The sequence below is a fragment of the Streptomyces sp. NPDC002588 genome, assembly GCF_040295925.1.
Taxonomy (GTDB): Bacteria; Actinomycetota; Actinomycetes; order Streptomycetales; family Streptomycetaceae; genus Streptomyces.
The window spans coordinates 1-23,824 of the sequence record NZ_JBEOWF010000036.1 but is presented as its reverse complement, the minus strand read 5'-3'; the positions used below and the strand labels follow the sequence as shown (position 1 = coordinate 23,824).

Annotated in this window: 16 protein-coding genes, 1 tRNA gene and 1 riboswitch; of the genes, 10 read left to right on the top strand and 7 right to left on the bottom strand. The window is 72.6% G+C overall.

Features of this window, described 5'->3' with window-relative positions; translation table 11 throughout:
• Positions 1–43: 43 nt before the first annotated feature.
• On the bottom strand, positions 44–562 hold the full coding sequence (locus ABT057_RS33700) for a MarR family winged helix-turn-helix transcriptional regulator (protein ID WP_352347443.1): 519 nt from the start codon (positions 560–562) through the stop codon (positions 44–46).
• Between the two features lie 69 nt (positions 563–631).
• On the opposite strand from ABT057_RS33700, the gene ABT057_RS33695 reads away from it, so the two are divergent.
• From ABT057_RS33695 to ABT057_RS33680, 4 genes are all read left to right on the top strand, one after another.
• A complete protein-coding gene (locus ABT057_RS33695; protein WP_352347441.1) occupies positions 632–1,771 on the top strand; it encodes a dihydrofolate reductase family protein in 1,140 nt (379 codons plus the stop codon).
• Positions 1,772–1,817: 46 nt separating this feature from the next.
• Positions 1,818–1,891, top strand: a tRNA-Met gene (locus tag ABT057_RS33690).
• A 233-nt stretch (positions 1,892–2,124) separates the two neighbouring features.
• Positions 2,125–2,290: riboswitch (cyclic di-AMP (ydaO/yuaA leader) on the top strand.
• 9 nt (positions 2,291–2,299) lie between these two features.
• A complete protein-coding gene (locus ABT057_RS33685) occupies positions 2,300–3,328 on the top strand; it encodes a M23 family metallopeptidase (RefSeq protein ID WP_352347439.1) in 1,029 nt (342 codons plus the stop codon).
• Positions 3,329–3,414: 86 nt separating this feature from the next.
• Positions 3,415–4,359: an aldo/keto reductase gene (locus ABT057_RS33680; protein ID WP_352347437.1), complete on the top strand. Its 945-nt coding sequence runs from the start codon at positions 3,415–3,417 to the stop codon at positions 4,357–4,359.
• Positions 4,360–4,518: 159 nt separating this feature from the next.
• Here ABT057_RS33680 and ABT057_RS33675 read toward each other — a convergent pair whose 3' ends face one another.
• The 4 genes from ABT057_RS33675 to ABT057_RS33660 all read right to left on the bottom strand — a co-directional run bounded on the left by ABT057_RS33675 (position 4,519) and on the right by ABT057_RS33660 (position 9,614).
• Complete coding sequence (locus ABT057_RS33675; RefSeq protein ID WP_502974008.1) at positions 4,519–5,964, bottom strand: PrsW family intramembrane metalloprotease; 1,446 nt, start codon at positions 5,962–5,964, stop codon at positions 4,519–4,521.
• A 64-nt stretch (positions 5,965–6,028) separates the two neighbouring features.
• A complete protein-coding gene (trmB, locus tag ABT057_RS33670) occupies positions 6,029–6,859 on the bottom strand; it encodes a tRNA (guanosine(46)-N7)-methyltransferase TrmB (RefSeq protein ID WP_352347435.1) in 831 nt (276 codons plus the stop codon).
• Between the two features lie 41 nt (positions 6,860–6,900).
• Complete coding sequence (gene lhgD, locus ABT057_RS33665) at positions 6,901–8,112, bottom strand: L-2-hydroxyglutarate dehydrogenase (RefSeq protein WP_352347433.1); 1,212 nt, start codon at positions 8,110–8,112, stop codon at positions 6,901–6,903.
• A gap of 77 nt (positions 8,113–8,189) precedes the next feature.
• Positions 8,190–9,614 carry an NsdA family TPR-like regulatory protein gene (locus tag ABT057_RS33660; protein ID WP_352347431.1) on the bottom strand — a complete coding sequence of 475 codons (1,425 nt, stop codon included), beginning with the start codon at positions 9,612–9,614 and terminating at the stop codon, positions 8,190–8,192.
• A 706-nt stretch (positions 9,615–10,320) separates the two neighbouring features.
• Here ABT057_RS33660 and ABT057_RS33655 point away from each other — a divergent pair.
• Both ABT057_RS33655 and ABT057_RS33650 read left to right on the top strand, forming a co-directional pair.
• Positions 10,321–12,438 carry an asparagine synthase-related protein gene (locus tag ABT057_RS33655; RefSeq protein ID WP_352347429.1) on the top strand — a complete coding sequence of 706 codons (2,118 nt, stop codon included), beginning with the start codon at positions 10,321–10,323 and terminating at the stop codon, positions 12,436–12,438.
• Positions 12,439–12,531: 93 nt separating this feature from the next.
• Complete coding sequence (locus ABT057_RS33650) at positions 12,532–15,876, top strand: ATP-binding protein (protein ID WP_352347427.1); 3,345 nt, start codon at positions 12,532–12,534, stop codon at positions 15,874–15,876.
• A gap of 93 nt (positions 15,877–15,969) precedes the next feature.
• Here the strand turns inward: ABT057_RS33650 and ABT057_RS33645 are convergent, their stop codons facing one another.
• On the bottom strand, positions 15,970–16,797 hold the full coding sequence (locus tag ABT057_RS33645; protein WP_352347426.1) for a TetR/AcrR family transcriptional regulator: 828 nt from the start codon (positions 16,795–16,797) through the stop codon (positions 15,970–15,972).
• A gap of 380 nt (positions 16,798–17,177) precedes the next feature.
• Between ABT057_RS33645 and ABT057_RS33640 the strand changes: the two genes are divergently transcribed.
• The 3 genes from ABT057_RS33640 (at position 17,178) to ABT057_RS33630 (ending at position 21,418) form a co-directional block, all read left to right on the top strand.
• Positions 17,178–18,557, top strand: a complete 1,380-nt coding sequence (locus tag ABT057_RS33640; protein ID WP_352347425.1) for an NAD(P)/FAD-dependent oxidoreductase — start codon at positions 17,178–17,180, stop codon at positions 18,555–18,557.
• A gap of 274 nt (positions 18,558–18,831) precedes the next feature.
• Entirely contained in the window at positions 18,832–20,484 is a 1,653-nt protein-coding gene (locus tag ABT057_RS33635; RefSeq protein WP_352347424.1) for an ATP-binding SpoIIE family protein phosphatase, read from the top strand.
• Positions 20,485–20,620: 136 nt separating this feature from the next.
• Positions 20,621–21,418 carry a class I SAM-dependent methyltransferase gene (locus ABT057_RS33630; protein WP_352347423.1) on the top strand — a complete coding sequence of 266 codons (798 nt, stop codon included), beginning with the start codon at positions 20,621–20,623 and terminating at the stop codon, positions 21,416–21,418.
• Positions 21,419–21,484: 66 nt separating this feature from the next.
• Here ABT057_RS33630 and ABT057_RS33625 read toward each other — a convergent pair whose 3' ends face one another.
• The gene (locus ABT057_RS33625; RefSeq protein WP_352347600.1) at positions 21,485–22,747 is read right to left on the bottom strand and encodes an MFS transporter; all 1,263 of its coding nucleotides are present in this window, start codon (positions 22,745–22,747) and stop codon (positions 21,485–21,487) included.
• 134 nt (positions 22,748–22,881) lie between these two features.
• Between ABT057_RS33625 and ABT057_RS33620 the strand changes: the two genes are divergently transcribed.
• Positions 22,882–23,430: a MarR family winged helix-turn-helix transcriptional regulator gene (locus ABT057_RS33620; RefSeq protein WP_352347422.1), complete on the top strand. Its 549-nt coding sequence runs from the start codon at positions 22,882–22,884 to the stop codon at positions 23,428–23,430.
• Positions 23,431–23,824: the final 394 nt, after the last annotated feature.

Below are 23,824 nucleotides of genomic sequence, written 5' to 3'. Positions count from 1 at the left end.
CCCTTGCTTTAAATTTGAAGCAACTGGTTTGCGGTGCGGCTCATCAGCTCCCCGAGCAGGGTGACGACCGCCGCCGCCACGGCAGGCCCTCGGGCGAGGCCTCCTCGCCGTCGCCCGTGAAACCCAGGACGACCTGCGTGAAGATCTCCTCCAGCTGTCCCACCTGCTCGGGCGTGAGCCGGTCGAAGAGCGCGGCACGCACCGTCTCGACATGGCCGGGCGCCAGACCCTCCAGGGCCCCCATGCCCTCCTCCGTCAGGACCGCGATGCTGCCGCGCTTGTCCCAGCGGCACTCCTCCCGCCGCAGCAGCCCGTCCTTCTCGAGCCGGGTCACCGCGTATGTCAGCCTGCTGCGGGTGATCTTCAACTGCTCGGCGAGATCCGTCATCCGCAGCCGCTGTTCCGCCGCCTCGGAGAGATTGGCGAGGATGGAGTAGTAGAGATGGGGCATGCCGGCCTCCTGCTGGAGCTGCCGGTCGATCGCGTCCTCCAGGAGGAGGTACCCGGCGACGTACGCGCGCCAGGCGCGCTGCTCCTCGGGAGTGAGCCAGCGAGTCGTCATGCCTCCAGTGTAGGTTTGTTTCAAACTTGAACCAAGCCCGCCGTCGAACCGAGCCCGGGGAGCGCGTCGATGCCGTACCCGTACGTCCTGCTGTCCGCCGCCGTCTCCCTCGACGGCTGCCTGGACGACACCACCCCCGAACGCCTGCTCCTGTCCAGCCCCGCCGACTTCGACCGCGTCGACGAGGTGCGGGCCTCGGTCGACGCGATCCTCGTCGGCGCCGGCACCATCCGCGCCGACAACCCCCGCCTCCTCGTCAACTCCGCCGACCGCCGCGCCGCCCGGGTGGCGGCCGGGAAGCCGCCGTACCCCCTCAAGGTCACCGTCAGCGGCTCCGGCGACCTCGACCCGGCGGCGAACTTCTGGCACACCGGCGGCGACAAACTCGTCTGCACGACGGACAAGGGCGCCGAGCGGGCCCGCGCCCTCGGTATCGCGGCCGACGTCGTCCCGCTCGGCCCCGAACTGGACTGGCGCCGGCTCCTCACCCACCTCCACGACGAGCGCGGCGTACGCCGCCTCATGGTCGAGGGCGGCGGCACCATCCACACCCAGCTCCTCCAGCAGGGCCTCGCCGACGAGCTCCAGCTCGTCCTCGCCCCCCTCTTCGTCGGCGACCCGGACGCGCCCCGTCTCTTCGGACCCGGCGCCTACCAGGAAGGCCGGCTGCGCCTGACCGAGACCCGGCGGATCGAGGACGTCGTCCTCATGCGCTACGAGCCCACCGCGCCCGGCACCGGCCCGCTCCCCTCCGCCGCCGACCGCCGCTGGCTGGACCTCGCCTGCGCGCTCGCCGCCGAGTGCCCGCCCGCGCAGACCGCCTTCAGCGTCGGCGCGGTGATCGTCGCCGCCGACGGCACGGAACTGGCTCGCGGCCACTCCCGCGAGGCCGGCGACCCCGTCGTGCACGCCGAGGAGGCGGCCCTCGCGAAACTCGACCCCGCCGACCCCCGTCTGCCCGGCGCCACCGTCTACAGCAGTCTGGAGCCCTGCGCCCGCCGTTCCTCCCGCCCGGCCCCCTGCGCCCGCCTCATCCTCGACGCGGGAGTGCGCCGGGTGGTCACCGCCTGGCAGGAGCCGGACACCTTCGTGACGGCCGCCGACGGCAACGGCCTCCTCACGGCCGAGGGTGTCGACGTCGTCGTACTCCCGGAGTGCGCGGAGCGGGCGAAGGCGCCGAACGCGCACCTGCTCGGCCTGCTCGGATAACCGATGTGCTTTCGGTGCCGCCGATGGCGTACAGTGGAGTCATCGCCGCGGGGTGGAGCAGCTCGGTAGCTCGCTGGGCTCATAACCCAGAGGTCGCAGGTTCAAATCCTGTCCCCGCTACTGAAGACCGAGGGTCGGAATCCGAAAGGGTTCCGACCCTCGGTGTTTTCGGCTTCGGTGACTGTGCGTCGACTGTGACTTGGTGCCAACTCGCCCGTTTTCCACCGGTGATGGCCTGAAAGTCCAGGCCAAAAATGTTGTTGATCAAGCCGAAGAGCTTGGAAACCCGCCCCCAGGTCTATTAACGTTCGATAACGCAGCGCGGTCGTCCCAGCCGTCACAAGAGTCGGCTCCGTGCGCACGCGTCGAATCCCGCAAGGGAACCGGGGAACCACCACCTTGGGGTGAATCGCACAAAAGCCGCAGTGAACTCGCAGAGTCACGAACGGTTTACGCGCGTAGGAGACCTTCCTGCTCCGAACCCGTCAGCTAACCCGGTAGGCGACGGAAGGAAAGGAGTGCGCCCGCGTGGCGTCCAACCGGCCTGCCCCAGAAGCCCCGTTCGTGCCGAGCCAGCGCTCTCCGGAGACCGAGACCTTCGGTTTCGGCAGCTACCGCACCGACGAGGGCCCGTGGGAGGAGTGGAACCCCACCGCGGAGTCCGTCGGTCCGGTACGGGGCAAGCACCGGGTCGCCAAGCAGCGCGGCGGCGGGTTCGCCCGCAGCTCCACCGTCCTCGGCGTCGGCGTCATAGCCGCCGTCAGCGCGGGCGGGATGGCCAGCGCCAACACCGGCAAGGCCCCCGTCTCCATCTCCATGCCCGACCTGCCGGGCGTGGGCTCCCTCATCACCGACGAGGACACCGCCGAGGACGCGGCGCCGGCCCTCGTCAACTTCGGCTCCGAGGCCGACGACACCGCCCAGGGCGCCACCGCCGACGCCGGTGAGGCACTGCGCAGCCGGATCATGGCGCAGGCCGCGTCGCAGCAGACCCAGGTCGCCTCCAAGGCCGAGGCCGCCGCGGCCAAGGCTCAGGCCGCGGCCGTCGCCAAGGCCGCCAAGGAGGCCAAGGCCGAGGCCGCCGAAGCCAAGGAGAAGGCCGAACAGGCCGCCAAGGAGAAGGCCGAGGCCGCGAGGCTGGCCGAACTGGCCAAGCAGTACACGCTGCCGACCTCCTCCTACACCATCACCTCGACCTTCGGTCAGGCCGGCGCCCTGTGGTCCTCCGGCTACCACACCGGCCTGGACTTCGCGGCCCCCACCGGCACGCTCATCAAGGCCGTCCACAGCGGCACCGTCACCGAAGCGGGCTGGGCCGGCTCCTACGGCTACCGCACCATCCTCACTCTGGACGACGGCACCGAACTCTGGTTCTGCCACCAGTCGTCCATCAGCGTCAGTGTCGGCCAGAAGGTCGCCACCGGTGACGTGATCGGCCGCGTGGGCGCCACCGGAAACGTGACCGGCGCCCACCTCCACCTCGAGGTCCACCCCGGCGGCAGCGCCACCGGCATCGACCCGATGGCCTGGCTGCGGAGCAAGGGCCTCAACCCCTGACACCCCGTTCTCCGGCCGCAGTCGTTCACATGTTCTTTGTCCCGCGGCCGGAATGAGCCCGTCCGAGGCCGTTGTTGAAGCCGAGCATGACTTCTCTGCGCAAGCTCGGCTCCTCCGGTCTCGAGGTCTACCCCCTCTCCCTCGGCGGCAACGTCTTCGGCTGGACCGCCGACGAGGCGGACTCCTTCGCCGTTCTCGATGCCTACGCGGCCGCCGGCGGCAACTTCGTCGACACCGCCGACTCCTACTCGGCCTGGGCCGAGGGCAACAGCGGTGGTGAGTCCGAGACCGTCATCGGCAACTGGGTCAAGGCCCGCGGCAACCGCGACGACGTCGTCATCGCCACCAAGGTCAGCCAGCACCCCGACTTCCCGGGCCTGACCGCCGCCAACATCAAGGCCGCCGCCGACGCCTCCCTCCGCCGCCTCGGCACCGACCGCATAGACCTCTACTACACCCACTTCGACAAGCCCGAGGTGCCGGTCGAGGAGATCATCGGCGCGCTCGACGAACTGGTGAGGGCGGGCAAGGTGCGGCACATCGCCGCCTCCAACATCACCGCCGAACGCCTGCGGGAGTCCCTGGAGTTCTCCGACCGCGAGGGCCTCGCCCGGTACGTCGCCGTCCAGCCCCACTACAACCTGGTCTCCCGCGACACCTACGAGGGCGGCCTCCAGGAGCTCGCCGCCCGCGCCGGCCTCGCCGCCGTCCCCTACTACGCCCTCGCGTCCGGGTTCCTCACCGGCAAGTACCGGCCCGGTACGACGGTGCGGAGCCCGCGGGCCCCGGGTGCCGCCAAGCACCTCGAGTCGGAGCGGGGCCGGCGGGTCCTCACCGCCCTGGACGAGATCGCCGGGGCCCACGGCGCCGAGGTCCCCACGGTCGCCCTCGCCTGGCTCGCCGCCCAGCCGACGGTGGTCGCGCCGATCGCGTCCGCCCGGACGGCCGAGCAGCTGCCGGCGCTGCTGGGGGTGGCGCAGCTGGAGCTGACGGAGGAGGAGCTGACGAGGCTGACCCGGGCCTCGGCCTGATCACCCCGCCGCCACGGCCGGCAGGGCCGCCACGGCCGGCAGGGCCGCCACGGCCGGCAGGGCCGCCACGGCCGGCAGGGCCGCCACGGGGTGGCAGGGCAGCTACGGCCGGCAGGGCCGCCACGGGGTGGCAGGGCAGCTACGGCCGGCAGGGGGCGGTTACGACTGGTAGGGGTCGGCGGCGGGGTACGGCCCCGTGGGATACCCGTAGCCGTACGCCGGCCCCGTCTGCCCGGCCGCCGGATACCCGTAGTACCCGGGAGCGGGTCCTTGGGGCAGGCCGAACGCGGTGGGGAGGCCGTGGGGCTGCCCGGTCCCCTGCCCGTGCCCGTAGACCCCGTACAACGGCCAGGGCGCCGCGGTCACCCTGACCGGCGGGGCCGTCATCCGGGCCGCGTGGTCCAGCGCGGGCCGGGCGACGTCCTTGCGTCGCCACAGCTCGTTCAGCAACTCCCGCTCCCGTACCACGAAGTCGGCGCCCGCCCGCCCGCGGCGCCCCCGGTGCCGCAGGAACGCCAGGGAGGTCGCGTAGGCCTCGTACTGGGCCACCGCCCGCGCCGCCGGGCGGCCCAGATGCCGCCCCGCGTACTCGCGGGCCAGCCGCCGCGCCCGCATCGAGCCGAGCGCGTACGGCTCGGCCGGGGCGAGCCAGCCGGCCGCCGCGTACACGGGCAGTTCCTCGCGCACGGTCCGCAGCTCACGCTGGCGGGTCCACACCACGAGCCAGGTCAGCAGCCCGAACGCGGGCACCATGAACGCCGCGTACACCGCGAAGAACCCGAACTCGCCGAACGTCGACGAGCCGTTCCACAGCGCGTGCATGCCCATCGCGAGGAGCAGCCCCGCCGGCGGGACCAGGGCGCGCCGCAGACGCTGGCGGTCCCCGGAGAGCGCGGCGAGGCCGAAGCCGATGCCGGTCAGGACCGTGAAGAGGGGGTGCGCGAACGGCGACATGATGATGCGGACGAAGAAGGTCGCGGCGGTCACCGAGGCGATGCCGCTGTCGCCGCTGAGCTGGTCGGTGCCGAAGGCCGTGCCGAGGTAGAGGATGTTCTCGGTGAAGGCGAAGCCGGTGGCGGTGACCCCGGCTATGACCACCCCGTCGACCAGTCCGGTGAAGTCCCGCCTGCGGAACAGGAAGACGAGGAGGATCGCGGCGGCCTTGGCGGACTCCTCGACGATCGGCGCTATGACGGTCGCCCCCAGGGTGTCCGCGCTGGTCGGGTCGGCGGTCGCCGTGGCGATCCATCTGGTGGCGAAGCTGTTGGCGACGATGGCGATCAGTGCCGCCGCGCACGCGCCCCAGGCGAAGGCGAAGACGAGGTTGCGCCAGGGCCCCGGCTCGACCCGGTCGAGCCACCGGAAGGCGGCTATGAGCAGCGGCACCGGCAGTACGGCGAGCCCGAGCCCGACGAAGAACCCCTCGTTGCCGGTCTGCTCCCGCACCAGCGCCAGGATGACCAGCCCGGACAGCGTGAGCAGCGTGATCAGCGCCCCGTACCGGACCCCTTTCCTCTGCCACCAGTGCGCGTGCCGGAGCGGGGCGCCCTCGGCTGGGCCGCCCGGGTGCGGTGGGTACGGCGGATACGGGGGACTGATGGCCACGGCATCGACCCTAACGAGGGAGAGGACTGTGGTGGGGGGAGCGGTGGTGCGGGAACGGTCTCGGTCAGCGATCGCCGTGCTGTACGCGACGGAAGAGCAGGTCGTTCACCACATGACCCTTGTCCAGCCCCTGTCCCTCGAAACGGGTCAGCGGCCGGAACGCGGGCCGGGGCGCGAACCCGCCGTCGGCCTGCGTGTTCTCGAAGTCGGGGTGCGCGGTGAGCACGTCCAGCATCTGTTCGGCGTACGGCTCCCAGTCGGTCGCGCAGTGCACGGTCGCCCCCGGCCTCAGCCGCGTCGCGGCCAGGCTCAGGAACTCCGGCTGGATGAGGCGCCGCTTGTGGTGGCGCTTCTTGGGCCAGGGGTCGGGGAAATAGACGCGCAGTCCGTCCAGCGAGTCCGGCGTCAGCATCTCCCGCAGCAGGATGATCGCGTCGCCGTTGGCCACCCGGATGTTGGTCAGCCCTTGCTGATCGGCCAGGTTGAGCAGATTTCCCTGGCCGGGGGTGTGCACGTCGACGGCGAGGAGGTTGGTGTCCGGGTCGGCCGCCGCCATCTGCGCGGTGGCCTCGCCCATGCCGAAACCGATCTCCAGCACCACGGGTCTGTCGTTCCCGAAGAGCTCGGCGAGGTCGACGTCCTTCCCGTCGATGTCGAGTCCCCACCGCGACCACAGCCGCTGCAGGGCGTCCGCCTGTCCGGCCGTCACCCGGCTGCGCCGGGGCTGGAAGCTTCTGATCCGCCGCTCGAAGTGCGACCCGGCCGGATCCGCCCTGGGCCCGTCGGGGAAGCGGGGCTCGCCCTTGGACCGGGTATGCCGGACGGGCTCGCCCGGGTGGTGCTCGCCGCCGGGGGCGGGCCGGGAGACTTCGGGGGTGTTCACGGAATCAGACACAGTGGTGTCGATTTTACTGCCGCCGGCCAAGCCCATCGGGGTCACGGGGTGCCCAGCACGTCCAGCGCCCTGCGGGCCACCTCCCGGCCGATCGGCAGGGAGGCGGTCGCCGCCGGTGAGGGCGCGTTCAGCACATGGACCGCGCGGGCTCCCTCCCGTATCAGGAAGTCGTCCACCAGACCCCCGTCCCGGGCCACGGCCTGCGCCCGCACCCCCGCCGCGGCCCGCACCAGGTCCCCTTCCCCCACGGCCGGCAGCAGCCGCCGCACGGCCGTCACGAACGCCCCCTTCGACAGCGACCGCCGCAGCTCCCCCGCGCCGTACCGCCAGTGCCTGCGGCCCATCCGCCACGCTCCGGGCCACGCCGCCGTCACCAGCGCCTCCCGGGGCCGTACGACGCCCCACCCGTACCCCTCCCGGGCCAGCGCCGGCACGGCGTTGGGCCCCACGTGCACTCCTCCGTCGATCCCCCGGGTGAGATGCACCCCGAGGAACGGGAACGCCGGATCCGGCACGGGGTACACCAGCCCCCGCACCAGTTCCGGTCGCGCCAGTTCGTAGTACTCGCCCCGGAACGGCACGATCCGCACCCCTGGCTCGTCCCCCGTCAGCCGTGCGATCTCGTCGCAGTACAGGCCCGCGCAGTTCACCAGTACCCGCCCCCGCACGACGTCCCCGCGGGCGGTGAGCACGGCCACGCCGAGGCCGGCCCGCCGGTCGACGCGCACCACCTCGGCGCCGTAGCGGATCTCCGCCCCGGACGCCGCGCCCAGCCGGCGCGCGACCGCGGTGTAGTCGCAGATCCCCGTCGTCCCGACGTGGATGGCCGCGAGTCCGCGTACCTCCGGCTCGTACTCCGCGATCTGGGCGGCGCCCAGTTCCCGCACCGGTATGCCGTTCTCCCGGCCGCGCTGCACCAGGGCGTGCAGCCGGGGGAGCTCCTCCCGCTCGGTGGCGACGATCAGCTTGCCGGTGACGGCGTGCGGGATGCCGTACTCCGCGCAGAACTTGGTCATCTCCGCGGCACCGCGCACCGCGTAGCGCGCCTTCAGCGAGCCCGGCCGGTAGTAGATCCCACTGTGGATCACCCCGCTGTTGCGCCCCGTCTGGTGCCGGGCGGGGCCCGGCTCCTTCTCCAGTACGGTCACCCGGGTCCCCGGCGCGGCCCGGGTGATCGCGTACGCGGTCGACAGCCCGACGATGCCTCCGCCCACGACGAGCACGTCACAGTCGTACGCCACCACCTGAACCACCTCCGCCTCCGATAGTGCACTGCGCCACTGACAGTGCCTTCAAACGCCCGAGGCGGCGGTGCTGTGGCCGGGTCGGCTCAGGCCGGGGCCATCAACAGCGGCCGGGCCCGCTCCCGCAGCTCCACCACCCGCGGCTCGTCGCCGTAGGGCTCCAGCCGGTACAGCAGATCCTTCACGTACTCGGTGGTCCGGGCGGAAGAGATGCGCTCGGCGACCTCCACCGCCCGCACCCCCTGCTCGCACGCCGCGTCGAGGTTCCCCGACTCCAGCTCGGCGACCGCGGACACGACCAGTCTGAGCCCGTGCGACCGCACGAACTCCTCCGTCGGCTGCGACAGGGCCTGCTCGGTGAAGCGCCGGACCTGCCGCGGTGCCTTCAGGTCGCGATAGCACTCGGCCGCGTCGGCGGCGAACCGGTCGTAGGAGTAGAAACCGAGCCAGGACGGGTCGTGATCACCGTCACGTGCCCGCTCGAGCCAGCTCTCGGCGGCCTTCAGGGCCGCTCCGGCGGCCTGCGCGTCGCCCGCGCGGGCATGCGCGCGTGCCTCGACGAGACGGAAGAAGCTCATGGTGCGGGCCGTGGCCAGCCCCCGGTTGCGCTCGAGCGCGGCCTGCGCGAGATCGACGCCCTCGTCGCCGAAGCCCCGGTAGGTCGCCTGCAGCGACATCGACGCGAGCACATATCCGCCGAGCGGCACGTCCGCCGCCGCGCGCGCGAGGCGCAGCGCCTGGATGTAGTACCGCTGCGCTGCCTCCTGCTGGCCGGTGTCGAAGGCCATCCAGCCCGCCAGCCGGGTGAGTTCGGCGCTCGCGCCGAACAGCGCGCGGCCCACCTCGTCGGAGTACGCCCCGAGCAGCAGCGGTGCCGCCTCCACCCGCAGGCACTCCGGCACCATCGACGAACGCCAGTCGCCGCCTCCGTACTTGGAGTCCCAGCGCCTGGCGTCCTCGGCGGCCTCCCGCAGTTTCTGCACATCGCTGTGGCCGACTTTGAGCGGTGCGCCGGACCCCTCCAGGGAGTGGGCCTCCCGCGCCACCGAACTGTCGGCCGGGGTTATCAGCCACCGGGAGGCGGGCGTTGCGTATGCGCTTACTGCGAATGATCCGGCCAGCGACTGCCAGATGCCTCCCGAGCCGGCCCGGCGGCCGGCGAGGTCGAGGCGGTACAGCTCCGTCGCCGAGCGGACGGCCTGGCCGACGTCTCTGGGGAAGGCGAGTCCCACTTCGGGCGCGGGGTCCGCGTCCGCCAGGCCGATCTCGTGGAGCGGCACCGGGCGGCCGAGCTTCTGTCCGATGGCGGCGGCGATGAGATGCGGCGCGGCACCCTGAGGCACCATGCCCTTCGACACCCAGCGCGCCACGGACGTCTTGTCGTAGCGAAGAGTCAACCCGCGTTGAGCGCCAAGGTCGTTGACGCGACGCGCGAGTCCTGCGTTGCTGATTCCCGCGAGGGCGAGAACGGCGCCGAGCTTTTCGTTCGGCCCGCGTTGCTCCCTGGACATTGCGCCACCCCTCGACACAGACGGCTGCCGCGCTGGCATAACCACGCGGCATTCGTAAACCCAGCGTAGTTCGCCGCATCCCAAGCGTTAAGGGGCATTCTGCCGGTTGGCGGGATTGTGGTCCGTACTGCTGTGCGGCCTTCGGCACCGTGCGTCGCCGCGTGCTCCCGCTGTGTGGCCGTGCGCCTGCGTGTGCGCTCTTCTCCGGCCACCGGGGGAGCGGTTCCATGGATGGTGCGTGGGTCGGCCCGCTGTACTGGATCCAGTGGGCTGGGGGACACCGCCGCCTTCATCCCCGCGGGCGGCGGAGCGGTCCGGGAGGCGCACTCCGCCTCCCGGATCGGCGCGGCTCGTCGAGAGCGCGCGCGTGTGTACGGAGCGTGTGCGGAGCCTGCGCACAGCGTCGTCAACGCCGGACGGCCATCCGAGATTTGGCCGAAAATCGCCCCTCTGTTCCAGAGGTGAGAACGCCCCCCACCATGCAAATCGAGGGCGCGCGAGGCGTTTTGGGGGAGCGTACCGGGGGCGCATTCGCGTCGCAGACACCGGGGTACATGTGGTGTCCCGCGACGACGCCGACGCCCGCACCCGGGCGCACTCCCCGGATCACAAGCGGCGCCGCCTCCCGCTACGGCGCGTTCTTCGTGGCAGCATGGGGAACCGTTCGGACGGTGCACTCGGTTGTCCACAGCCTGTGGAGGCGTCGATGCGGTGGTTGGTGGGATGGAGCAGCATCGCCGCGGGTGCGCTGGGCGGGTCCGTCGGGTACGACGGCCGCTACGAGGACCGCGAGGCGTACGGCGGCCAAGTCGGCTACGACGGCGAGACCTTGCAGCCCGTCGGCTCCCAACTCCTGTGGGGGGATCCCGATCCGCTGTGGGCGGTGGGGGACTGGCGCCCCGACGAGGTACGGGTGGTGAGCGCCGACGCCCAGACCCGGATCGCCGTCCTCGGCACCTGCGGGGCGAGCGACGAGCAGCTGCGCGTCGGACTGTTCGCCGCGCGCGGCGGCGCACTCCGCCATCTGACCGCCTGGCCGGGCAGCTACACGGCCGTCGCCCAGGTCGGCCGGCGCATCACCGTCTGCGGCGACCTCGCGGGGGCCCGCCCGGTGTTCCACACCCCCTGGGCGGGCGGTACGGCCTTTGCGACGGCCGCACTGCCGCTGGCCGACCTCATCGAGGCCAACCTCGACTTCGGCCATCTCGCCGCGCTCCTGGCCGCCCCCGACGTACCAGCCGCCCTGCACGACTCCACGCCGTACGACGGCGTGCGGCGCGTTCCGCCGGGGCATGCCCTGATCCTGCGCGCCGGGGCGCGTGAGATCGCCGGGTACGACCCGGTGGCCTCCCTCGCCGTGGCGGCGCCGCCCGCCGACCCGGACAGCGCGGTCGACGCGGTACGCGACGCGCTCGTAGACGCCGTACGCGCGCGTCTGTCGGCGCCCCGGCACGTGCCCGACATCGATCCCGGTCCCGTCCCCGGAATGGGCCCCGCCGAACGCCGTGCCGCGCGCGGGATGCCGGTTCCGGGCATCGGCGCCGACCTCTCCGGCGGCCCGGCCTCCGGCACCCTCGCCCTGCTCGCCGCCGGCCTGCCCGGCAGGCCGGGCACGGTCCTGGGCCACGGCACGGGCGCGGGTGAGCGCCTCCTCGCGGTCACCTTCAACGACCTGACCATCGGCGGCCGCGAGGCGGAACTCGAACGGGCCGGCGCGCTCGCCGCCAACCCGCGCCTGCACCACGTCGTCGTGGCCGGCGACGAGGAGACCCTGCCGTACGCCGACCTGGACGGCCCGCTCACCGACGAACCCGGCCCGAGCCTGGTCACCGCCGCCCGCCACCGCGCCCGTCTCGCCGCGGGCAGCGCGGACCACTTCACCGGCTACGGCGCCCGCCAGGTCCTGGACGCCCACCCGGCCCGCCTCGCCGACCTCCTGATGGACCGCAAACGCCGCCACCTGGTCCGCCCGGTGGCGGCACTGACCAAGGCCGACGGCTCGGTCCTCGTCCCCGCGCGCGTGTACGGCGCCGCCCGAAGACTCGCCCGAACCCCGTACCGCGCGGGCGTCGAGGGCCTCGCCAACCGCCTGCTCCATCGCAGCTTCGACGACGACTCCGGAGGTGCGGTAGGAGCCTCGCTGGCGGCTCTGACCTGGGGCGGACCCGGCCCGGCGGCACGCTGGCTCACCGGCGAGGCACTGGCAGAAGTATCGGTTCTTCTGCAGAATTCGGCGCACCGGGCCGGAATCGGTCCCGGCCAGCGTCCGGGCGACTACCGCGCGCGTGCCGCCCTCACCCGCCACGCCGCCGACCTCCGCATCCTCGAACAGGCCGCCGAGATCCGCTCCCAGCGGCTGCACGCGCCGTTCCTCGACAACCAGGTCGTCCGCGCCTGCCGCACACTGCCCGAGACCCTCCGTGTGCAGCCGGGCGCCCGCGCCGCGATCCTGCGCACCGTCCTCAAGGGCGCCGGCATCACCGATCTCCCGCCGGGTTGGGGCGCCCCCACCCAGGGCCCCGCCACGGCGGCCGCCCGCGCGGGCCTGCGACTCGCCATCGACCCCCTCCTCACCCTCTTCGACGCGCCGCTCCTGGCGGAGGCGGGCCTGATCGAGGCCCGGGTGGTCCGCAAGGCCGTACGCGCCGCCTCCTCCGGCGAACCCCTCTCCCTGGCCGGCCTCGCCGACCTGATCTCCCTCGAACTCTGGCTCCGGCGCCTCCTCTCCCGCCGGGGCACCTGCTGGACGGGCACCCCGGCCCGCGCCCGCGCGGTACCGGCGGGAATCGCGCCGCAGCGGCGGGCGGTGTCTTCGGGGGGCTGAGGGGTTCGTGGGCGTGCCACCCCCGGGCCGCACCCGACACCCGCGACGCGAAAAGAGACGGCCTCTCCCCGGACCCCCGGCGACAATGGCCCTGTGCGGTACAGAATTCTGGGCGTCACCCAGGCAGCGGACGACGAGGGAACCCCCATACCCGTCCCCGGCCGCCGCCTCCGCACCCTCCTGACCGCCCTGGCCCTCCACCCCGGCCGCCCCGCACCCCCGCACACCCTGATCGACGAGGTCTGGCCCGACACCCCGCCCCAGGACGCCTCCGCCGCCCTCCAGGCACTGATCGGCCGCCTCCGCCGCACCCTCGGCAAGGACACCGTCGCCTCGACCCCCGGCGGCTACCGCCTCACCGCGACCGAGGACGACGTGGACCTCCACGTGTTCGAGAGGCTGGTGGGCCGGGGCACCACCGAGCTCCAACAGGGCGGCGACCCGGAAACCGCCGCCCGCACCCTGGACGAGGCCCTCGCCCTGTGGCGCGGCCCCGCCCTCGCCGACCTCCCCGACCGCACCCAAGCCGCCCGCCCCGAGGCCCTGCACCTCGAAGCGATCCGCGCCCGCGCCGAGGCCGACCTCCTCCTCGGCCGCGCCCACGAAGCCGTACCCCGCCTCAGAGAACTCAGCGCCGCCCACCCCTACGACGAGCCGCTGCACGCCCTCCTCATCCGCGCCCTGCGCGACACCGGCCGCTCCGCCGACGCCCTCGCAGCCTACGAGACCGCGCGCCGCACCCTCGCCGAAACCCTGGGCGCCGACCCCGGCCCGGAACTGCGCGCCCTGCACGCCGAACTCCTCGACCAACCCGCACCCCGAGCCCCCCTCACCCCGCCCCCACCGCGCAACGGCAACATCCGTCCGCGCCTTACCTCTTTCGTGGGCCGGGAACCCGAGCTCGACGCCATCCGTTCCGCTTTGCACAGGTCCCGTCTCGTCACCCTCACCGGACCGGGCGGCTCCGGGAAGACCCGTCTCGCCGAGGAAGCCGCCGCCGGGCTCCCGCAGGCGTGGCTGGTCGAACTGGCGCCGCTCGACCGGCCGGAGGCGGTGCCGGGAGCGGTGGTCAGCGCCCTCGGTCTGCGCGAGACCGTGCTGATGGCCACCGACCTGGCGACCCCGCAGGACGACCCGGTCACCCTGCTCGTCGAGTACTGCGCCCCGCGCAGCCAGCTCCTGATCCTTGACAACTGCGAACATGTCATCGGCGCGGCAGCCGCCCTCGCCGAAACCCTCCTCACCCACTGCCCGGGGCTCACCATCCTCGCCACCAGCCGTGAACCCCTGGGCATCCCCGGCGAGTCGGTCCGCCCGGTCGAGCCCCTCCTCCCCGATCAGGCGCACCGCCTCTTCAGGGAGCGCGCCGCCGCCGTACACCCCGCCGCCCTCCAAGGGCGGGACGAGGAGGCGGTGGGGGAGATCTGCCGGCGTCTCGACGGCCTTCCCCTGGCCATCGAACTGGCCGCCGCCCGGCTCCGGCTGCTCACCCCCCGGCAGATCGCCGACCGCCTCGACGACCGCTTCCGCCTCCTCACCTCCGGCAGCCGCACGGCCCTGCCCCGCCAGCAGACCCTGCGCGCCGTCGTCGACTGGTCCTGGGACCTGCTCGACGAACCGGAGCGGACCCTGCTGCGCGAGCTGTCCGTCTTCGCGGGCGGCTGGGACCTGGAGGCCGCCGAGGCCGTGTGCACCGGCCCGGTCGCCGATCTCGTGGGAGCACTCGTCGACAAGTCCCTGGTGGTGGCGACCCCGTCCGGACCCGAAGGCGACGGCATGCGCTACCGCATGCTGGAGACGATCCACGAGTACGCCGTCGACCGCGCCGCGGAGGCCGCGCCCACCCGTGAGGCGGCCGAGCGACGGCACCGCGCGTGGGTGCGCGCGCTCGCGGAGAAGGCCGACCCTCTGCTCCGCTCCGCCGAGCAGCTCCCGTGGATCTCCCGTCTGGAGACCGAGCTGGACAACATCCGGACGGCGATCCAGCGCTCGATCACCGCGGCCGACGAGGAGGAGGCCGCCGCCCTCTGCATCGCCATGGGCTGGTTCTGGTGGCTGCGCAACTACCGCCACGAGGGGGCCGCGTGGGCCGACCGCGTCCTGCGCCTGTGCGCGGCCCTGGACACCCTCCCCCACCCGTCACCGCACCCGTCACCGCACCCGTCACCCGCCCCCGACTCCGCCGGTCTCGCCACGCGCATGGCCGCCCTCGACCCCGTCGAGGCGTTCCTCGCCGAGCCGGAGGGCAAGGAGGACCACCCGCGGTACACACAGCGCGCGAACCTGCGGATGCTGCACCTCTTCTTCCTCGCCGAGTCGGAGCCCAGGGACGTGGAGGGCGACCCCCGCTACCAGGCCTACCTCCTGCGCCTGCAGGCCCGCTTCGAGCAGGGCGGCCCGGAGGCGGCGCGGATGCCGGGGCTGCTCTGGCCGCTGACGGCGTTCCAGCTGCCGGGCGTGATCGACGCCCCGCGCGTCCTGGGCGAGGCGGTCGCCAACTGCCGTGCGTACGGCGGCGACTGGGAGCTCGGCTGCGCCCTGATGTTCCGTACCCACATGGTCGTCGACGCGCCCGGCGGGCTGGCCGACGTCGACGACGACCTGGCGGAGCTGCGCGCGATCGGCCGGCGGGTCGGCGACCGCTGGATACGCGCCCAGGTGTGCAGCGCGGCCGGCGAGGCGGAGATGGCGCGCGGCCGGCTCGCGGAGGCGGAGCGGGAGTACCGGGAGGCGCTGCGACTGGCGTACGAGGTCGGCGCGGGCGCCGAGTCGCCGTTCCTCATGGCCCGGCTCGCGGAGATCACCTACCGCTCGGGTGACACCGAGGGGGCATTGGCCGCGCTGGACGCGGCGACCGCCGCCGCCGACCGCCACGGCGTCGCCGACGCCCGGGCGTTCGTGGTGCTGCTGCGCGCGGACATCGCGCTGGACGCGGGAGACGCGGCCCGCGCGCGCGAGCTGTGCGACGCGATCTTCCGGGAGATCACCCGGGGCACCCCGCCTCCCCAGTTCCTGGCGGCGCTGGGGATGCTCGACGCGGGCATCACCGCTCTGGAGTCCGGTCCCGAGCCCGCCCTGCCGATGTTCACGGAGACCTTGCGCCGGGCGCTGGCCGACCGGTGCGCCGAGGCGGTCGTCTCGGCGGTCGTGGACGGCGCGGTGCAGCAACTGGCCCGGCTCGGGGACTTCCCGCGCGCGGCGAGGCTGCTGGCGGTCGCCGACCGCGTGCGCGGACCTTACGCCCGCGCCGCACGCCAGGAGGCGTGTGCCGGGGAGACCGAGGCCGCGGTCCGTCGCGGCCTGGGTGCCGAGCGCTACGCGGCCGAGCGTGCCCGTGGTGCGAACCTCACGGTGACCGACGTCCTCGGAGAGCTCACCGAGGCCGTACGGGCCCACCCGGCCGGCCGGGCGCCGGCAGGAGTTGATCCGCATGCATGAACCGTCCGGAATGTCCGGACGGTACGGGCCGGGGTGAGAGCGTCGAGCACTCTCACCCCGGTCATCCCGTCGAGCGGCCCCGCTGCCCGCCCCTCAGGAGGCGGGCCGAGACCGCAGCCCCTCCAGCAGGATGTCCAGCAGCCGCGCGGAGGCCGCCGCCTGCTGGGCCGGATCCGGCAGCGAGGGTGCCGCCGTCGCGATCACCAGCAGGACGTCCGACACCGACACGTCCGGCCGCAGCTCGCCCGCCGCCCGGGCCCGCTCCACGAGCTGGCCCACGACCTCGAGCAGCGTCGCGGCCCCGGCGTCGTCACCCGCGGAAGCGCCCGCGGATGCGCCGGACGCACCGGACGATCCGACGGAAGAGCCCGAGGCCCCTGTCGCCACCCCGTCCTCGGCCACCAGCCGCAGTTCGCCGCCGCCCGGCTGGGTCCGCTGCTGCGGCACCCGCGCCTGGTCCGACGCCGAGCCCTCGCCGTCCTCGGCGAACGCCCCGACCCGCAGCACCTGCGGCGGCAGCAGCCGGCCCGCGCCGGAGGCCACCGAGGTCCGCAGGAAGCGCGACAGCGCCGACCACGGCTCGTCCTCCTGACCGAGCGCCGTCCGCGCCTGGTCGGTCAGCCGGGAGGTCTCCTCCTCGGCTATCCGCCGCACCAGAACGTCCTTGCTCGGGAACCGCCGGTACACGGTCCCCACACCCACCCGCGCGCGCCGCGCCACGTCCTCCATCGGCGCGCCGTACCCCAGCTCGCCGAAGACCTCGCGCGCCGCCCGCAGGACGTGCTCAAGATTGCGCTGTGCGTCAACGCGCAGCGGCGTGGTCCGCGGGCCGTCCCCGCGTCCGTTGCCCACCGCCGCACTCACACCGCCACCGTGCGTGAGCGCGGTGGCGGACGACCAATGCATGTCCTGAATATGCATGAATGATCCCCCGGTAATGACGTCTCCCCCCGGAGACTTTCCCCGCCATTGAACGCCGGGGCGCCTGGAATCGGGGAGCCTTCGCCCGGATCCGCGTGTCCGCGACTCCGGAGGGCGAGCCTCCCCCTACACCCCGTAGACACGAACATAGTTGAGAGACCGTCAATTCAGAAGGGGCAGGTTCCGCACGGAGCGCCCCCCGATCGGAGTACGAGCCGTATACGTCCTGATTACGCCCTTTCCCACACCCCGACGCACACCACCTGACCTGCACATCTGCCCCGTACGCCGGTGTTTCGGCCAACCCGGCGCCCGCCCGGCTCAAGGTCACACAGATTGTCGAGGCTGTGGACAAACTCCCGCGTCGGGTGCGTCATGGGATGGTGAAGGAACGTGCGCGCATTCTCGTTGTCGGCGGCGGCTACGTCGGGATGTACACAGCACTGCGGCTGCAGCGGAAACTGAAACAGGAACTCGGCCGCGGCGAGGCCGAGATCACGGTCGTCACCCCCGACCCGTACATGACCTACCAGCCGTTTCTCCCCGAGGCGGCCGCCGGCTCCATCTCCCCCCGGCACGTGGTCGTCCCCCTGCGCCGCGTCCTGCCCCACTGCCGGGTCGTCGTGGGCGAGGTCACCGCCATCGACCACGCCAAGCGCACCGCCGCCCTCACCACCCTCGCCACCGACGAGGAGGGCACGGGACCCCAGCGGCTGACATACGACGAACTCGTCCTCGCGCCCGGTTCCGTCTCCCGCACCCTGCCCATCCCGGGCCTGGCCGACCACGCGATCGGCTTCAAGTCCGTCGAGGAGGCCATCGGCCTGCGCAACCACGTCATCGAACAGATGGACATCGCCTCCTCCACCCGCGACCCCGCGATCCGCGACGCCGCCCTCACCTTCGTCTTCGTCGGGGGCGGCTTCGCGGGCGTGGAGGCACTCGGCGAACTCGAGGACATGGCCCGCTACACCACGCGCTACTACCACAACGTCGAACCCGAGGACATGAGGTGGATCCTGGTCGAGGCATCCGACCGGATCCTGCCCGAGGTCGGCGCCGACATGGGCCGCTACACCGTCAGCGAGCTGCGCCGCCGCAACATCGACGTGCGCCTCGACACCCGCCTGGACTCCTGCGCCGACCGCATCGCCGTCCTCAGCGACGGCTCCCGCTTCCCGACGCGTACGGTCGTGTGGACCGCCGGCGTCAAACCCCACCCGCTCCTCGCCGCCACCGACCTCCCCCGCACCGAACGAGGGCGGCTGAAATGCACCCCCCAGCTGACGATCGACGGCGCCACGCACGCGTGGGCGGCCGGAGACGCCGCCGCCGTCCCCGACGTGACCGCCGCCGAACCCGGCCGGGAGACCGCCCCCAACGCCCAGCACGCCGTCCGCCAGGCCAAGGTCCTCGGTGACAACATCGCGCGCTCCCTGCGCGGCGAACCCCTCCAGACGTACTCCCACAAGTACGTCGGCTCGGTCGCCTCACTCGGCCTGCACAAGGGCGTCGCCCACGTCTACGGACGCAAGCTCAAGGGCTACCCCGCCTGGTTCATGCACCGCGCCTACCACCTCAGCCGCGTGCCCACCTTCAACCGCAAGGCACGCGTACTCGCCGAATGGACCCTCTCCGGGCTCTTCAAACGCGAGATCGTCTCCCTGGGATCTCTCGAACATCCCCGCGCCGAGTTCGAACTCGCTGCCGGTGGAAAGCCTTCTGACGAGTCTTCCGACGACCCGAAGGGGTCGTCCTGACCGGATCCAGGAACTCCCCCGGCCGCCCCCGCGTCTGACCACTGTCGACTCGGACGGCGGCCACCCCGCCAGACTGCCCGACCCTGCTCACAGCCCGCCCCCAGCCCCTTCCCGAGCCCCGGCGGGCCACCAACCGCCCCTCCCGACCCACGAGGCCGTTCCCACGTGCTCCACACCCCGGGTGCTGCAACAATGTGCGGCCACCGCCGCGCGGCCCCCGGAGCCCAGGCCGGGCCCGGAGCCGGCCGACGACGACTACACGAGGCAAGGATTCGTGAACTTCACGCGCTGGAGCGCCCGGCTCCCCGGAACTCAGCGCCGCGCCGCCGCGCGGGCCGAGCACACGGTCACCACCACGGACCGGCGGGGCGAGGGCTCCGTACCCGCAGCCCGCGCCGAACAACTGACCGACGAGCCGCCCCCCGTGCCCGCCGTCGACGAACTCCCGGTCCGTGAGGTCCTCGACCGCGTTCCGGCCCTCGTCGCCCTCGTCCACGGCACCGACCACCGCCTCGCCTACGTCAACGACGCCTACACGACGGCCTTCGGCGTCCGCCCCTGCGGCCGACCCGCCGCCGAGGCCCTCCCCGAACTCCGCGACCTCGGTCTCCTGCCGCTCCTCGACCAGGCCCTGCGCAGCGGCAAGCCCCGCACTCTGAAGTCCCGCAAGGCACCCGACGGCCGCCACTACACCTTCACCTGCACTCCGGCCGCCGAGGACAACGGCGAGCGCGCGGTCCTCATCTTCGCCACCGATGTCACCGACCACGCCGAGGCCGCCGAGCGCCTCAGAGCCAGCGAGCGCCGCCAGCGCGAGACCGCCGTCACCCTCCAGCGCTCGCTTCTCCCCCAGGAACTCGAACAGCCCGACGACCTCCGCATCGCCGCCACCTACCAGCCCGGCGGCACCGAAGCGGCCGTGGGCGGCGACTGGTACGACGTCATCACCCTCGGCGGCGGCCGCACCGCCCTCGTCATCGGCGACGTCATGGGCCGCGGCGTCCGCGCCGCGGCCGTCATGGGCCAGCTCCGCACGGCCGTCCGCGCCTACGCCCGCCTGGACCTCCCTCCGCACGAGGTCCTCCAGCTCCTCGACGGCCTCGCCGCCGAGATCGACGCCAACCAGATCGCCACCTGCGTCTACGCCGTCCACGACCCCAACGAGGGGCGGCTCGTGTACGCCTCGGCCGGCCACCTGCCCATCCTGGTCCGCGACGACCGCGGCGAGGTCCAGCGCGCCGACGAACCCACCGGACCGCCCCTCGGCACCGGTGGCTGGATCCACGCCTCCGGCTCCATCGGCCTCGGCCCCGGCTCCACCGCCGTCCTCTACACCGACGGCCTGGTCGAGCGCCGCGACCAGGACCTGGACGAAGGCATCGCCGCCCTCGAGCGCGCCCTCTCCGGCGCCACCGGCACCCCCCAGGTCGTCTGCGACCGCCTGGTCCGCTCGGCCGGCGTCACCGCCGACCACGACGACGACGTGGCCGTCCTCGTCCTCCAGCACCCGGCCCGCACCGGCGCCGACAGCGAACTCTTCCGCAACGCCGCACTGGAACTCCTCGGCGGCGTCGAAGCGGCCCCACGCGCGCGTGCCTTCGCCTCCGGCGTCCTCACCAGCTGGCGCTTCCCGCCCGACCTGCACGACCTGGGCGTCCTCGCCACCAGCGAACTCGTCGCCAACTCCCTGCAGCACGGCACCCCGCCCATGCGCCTGCGGCTGCGCCGCACCGACCGCCGTCTGATCATCGAGGTCACCGACGGCGACGACCACCTCCCGCGCCGCCGCCGCGCCGAACCGGGCGACGAGTCCGGACGGGGCATCGCGATCGTCGCGACCATCGCCTCCAACTGGGGCAGCAGACGCACCCCGGGCGGCGGCAAGGCGGTGTGGTGCGAGTTCCTCCTCCCGAAGCCGACCGAATGAAGCCGACTGAATGAAGCCGACCGAACGACGGAAACCCGGCGGAAAGGGAAGCCGGCCGTCTGAAAGAGAGCGTCGAACGCCCATTCCCCGCGCGTAGCACCTAGGCGAACACGTCCCCCGGTGCTACTAGCTCCCCATGGCAGACGCAACGGGCTTTCACCTCAAGGGAAGCGCCCCCGAGCGCTACGAACACTACGTCGCGCCCCTCATGGCGCCCTTCGTCACCGCACTCGTGGACGCCGCCGACCTCTATCCCGGCGCAACAGTCCTCGACCTCGCCTGCGGCACCGGCTTCGCGGCCCGTGCCGCCGCCGCCCAGGCCGGTCCCACCGGCCGGGTCGCCGGCGTGGATCTCAACGAGGGCATGCTCAAGATCGCCGTAGCGTGCCACCCGCGCCTCTACCCGGACATCGAGTTCACCGCCGCCCCCGCCGACGACCTCCCCTACCCCGACGCCACCTTCGACGCCGTCCTCTGTCAACAGGGCGCCCAGTTCTTCCCCGACCTGACCGCGGCCCTGCGGGAAACGGCCCGCGTCACCCGCCCCGGAGGCCGCTTCGCCGCCACGGTCTGGTCCCACCCGGACGACTCCCCGTACTTCGTCGCCCAGCGCCACGCCCTCGAGCGGCACGGCGCCCCGGAGGCGGTCGCGGGATTCAGGTCGGCCTTCGACACCGCGGACCGCGTCATCACCGACCTCGGCCGAGCCGGCTTCCACTCCCCGACGCGCCACGACCTGACCTTCGACATCACCCTCCCCCCACTGGAGGACTACATCCCCGGCCATCTCTCCGCGATCCCCTGGGGCCAGTCGATCGCCGAAACCGAGGGCGAAGACGCCCTCACCCGAGCCGCCGACACGATCCGCGCCCGCCTCCCCACGGACACGACCACGTTCCCCTTCACCGCCACCCTGGTGACCGCGGTCCGCTGACCGCACCGGTCACGCAAAAGGCGGCCGCCGCCCCTCACGGGAACGACGGCCGCCCTCGGCCGGCCGCTACGCCTCCGCTGCCACGGACTCCACGGCGGCCCCACCCTTGGCCACCACCCGATTCCGCACCAGCCACGGCTGATCCTGCACGGCGCTGAGCTGCCGCCCCAGCCGCAGCGCCAGGTAGGTGATCCCCAGCGAGAACAGCAGGAACGTCACGATGTACGGCGCGTGCAGCGAGGCCCCCATCGGTCCGCCCACCGCCGGCCCGACGGCCAGCGCGAGCTGCTTCACCAGGGCGAAGGCGGAGTTGTACTGCCCCGCCATCCCGCTCGGCGCCAGATCGGCCACCAGCGGCGCGACCGTCGGCGACAGCATCGCCTCTCCCAGCCCGAACAAGGCGTACGTCGACACGAACGCCGCCGTCGCCATCTCCCGGCTGCCATGTCCCAGCCCCGCGTACCCGGCCACGACCCACGCCACGGACCAGATCAACCCCACGGCCGCGATCACCCGCGACCGCTTCTGCCGTTCGACGAACCTCAGCACGGCGAACTGCGCGACGACGATCACCGCGGTGTTGGCGGCCAGCGCCGTGCCGAGCGCCGATGTCGAAATCCCGGCGGCTTCGACACCGTACGCACTCAGCCCCGACTCGAACTGCCCGTAACAGGCGAAGAACAGTACGAAGCCCAGGACGGACAGCTGCACCATCGCCCGGTTGCCGAGCAACTGCTTCCAGCCGCCCTTGGCGGACCGCCGGGGCGCGTCCCCGACCCGCGGCGCGGACGGCACCCGCACGGTCGCCATCACCGCGACCAGCAGCAGGAACATCGCCGCCTCGATCGAGAAGAGAAGGGTGAAGGAGGAGACCCGCGTGGTGTCGACCAGATGACCGCCGATGAGCCCGCCGATCCCCAGCCCGAGGTTCTGCAGGAAGAACTGCGTCGCGAACGCCCTCGACCGTGTCCGGGTCGTCGAACAGTCCACGATCATCGTCGCCAGCGCCGGCTGCATCACCGCCTGCCCCGCCCCGAGCGCGGCCGCAGCGGCCAGTACGGCGGCGGCGGTACCGGCCAGTCCGAGGCCCAGCGCGCCCAGGGCAGAGGTGACCAGGGCGGCGAGCAGGACCGGCAGTGGACCACGCCGCACGATCGCCCGGCCGGCGAACGGCAGCACGATCAGCGCGGCCACGGCGAAGACGGCGAGGACGAGCCCCGCCGTCATGGCCCCCAGTCCCCGCACCTGCGACACATAGACGTACAGGTAGGGGACGGTGAAACCGAGCCCGAACGCGCTGAGTGCGTTGCCCACGTGGATCCGGCGCATCGCTGCGCCCTTCGCCCTGGTCACGTTCACCTCTCTCACTAGTTAGATCTGAAGACTTCAAAGCTAAACTTCGAACCTAAAGATTATATTCCGAAGGACTTCAAGGCAAAGTCGCCCCATGCGATACTGCGCACATGGCCGAGCCCCCCGGCGTCACTGAGCCGACCCTCGAAGAGCAGATCGCCGCCTACCAGCGCGAGTTCCAGGGCCTCGACCCACAGGTGGAGAAGATCGTCTCGGCGCTCTCCCGCCTCAACCGGCGGATGAACGTCGCCTATGGCCGCCAGACGGCCGAGCTCGGCATCAGCAACGCCGAGTGGGAGGTCCTCAAGGCCCTCGTCCTCTCCGGTGCCCCTTACCGGCTCGGTCCCAGCGACCTGGCCAAGCGCCTCGGTCTGACGCCGGCCGCCATGACCCACCGGATCGACCGCATGGTCGCCGAGGGACTGGTGACCCGGGAGCGGGACGAGTCCAACCGGGTCCGGGTGATCGTGGAGCTGACACCCGAGGGCCGGGGGAAGTGGCTGGAGGCCATGCGCCTGGCGACGGTCTTCGAGGAGGACCTGCTCCAGGACCTCTCCGCGCAGGAGCGGACGGCCCTCGGCGAGGTCCTGACCAGGCTTCTGCGCCGGGTGGAGCACGCGCAGCCGGACGCCGGCGGCCGGCTCAGCGACCTCGACTGAAAAGATCTTGACAGCGCTCCTTGACACCGCTCACCCGGATCCGTAAGGTTCGTCGGGTTGCCACGGAGCTGTAACGGTTCTTCGGTGACACCTCCGCCGCTGAAGCGGCACCCAAACCATCAGTACGATCGCCCGTCAGGGTTGAATTCGGCGTGCCCGAATTCAATTCGAATCGGGTACGGCAGCTCGATTAGGAGCTGCCGGACGGATCCGCTAAGGTTTGAGACGTCGGAAGGGCCCAACGGGCCACGAGGACAACCCCCTCTGACGGGGAATCAGACGCCGAAAGGTTCTGGTAGAGTCGGAACCGCCGGAAAGGAAACCGCGAAACAAAAGCGGGAGCCTGGAAAGCACCGAGGAAATCGGATCGGGAAACGGTCTGATAGAGTCGGAA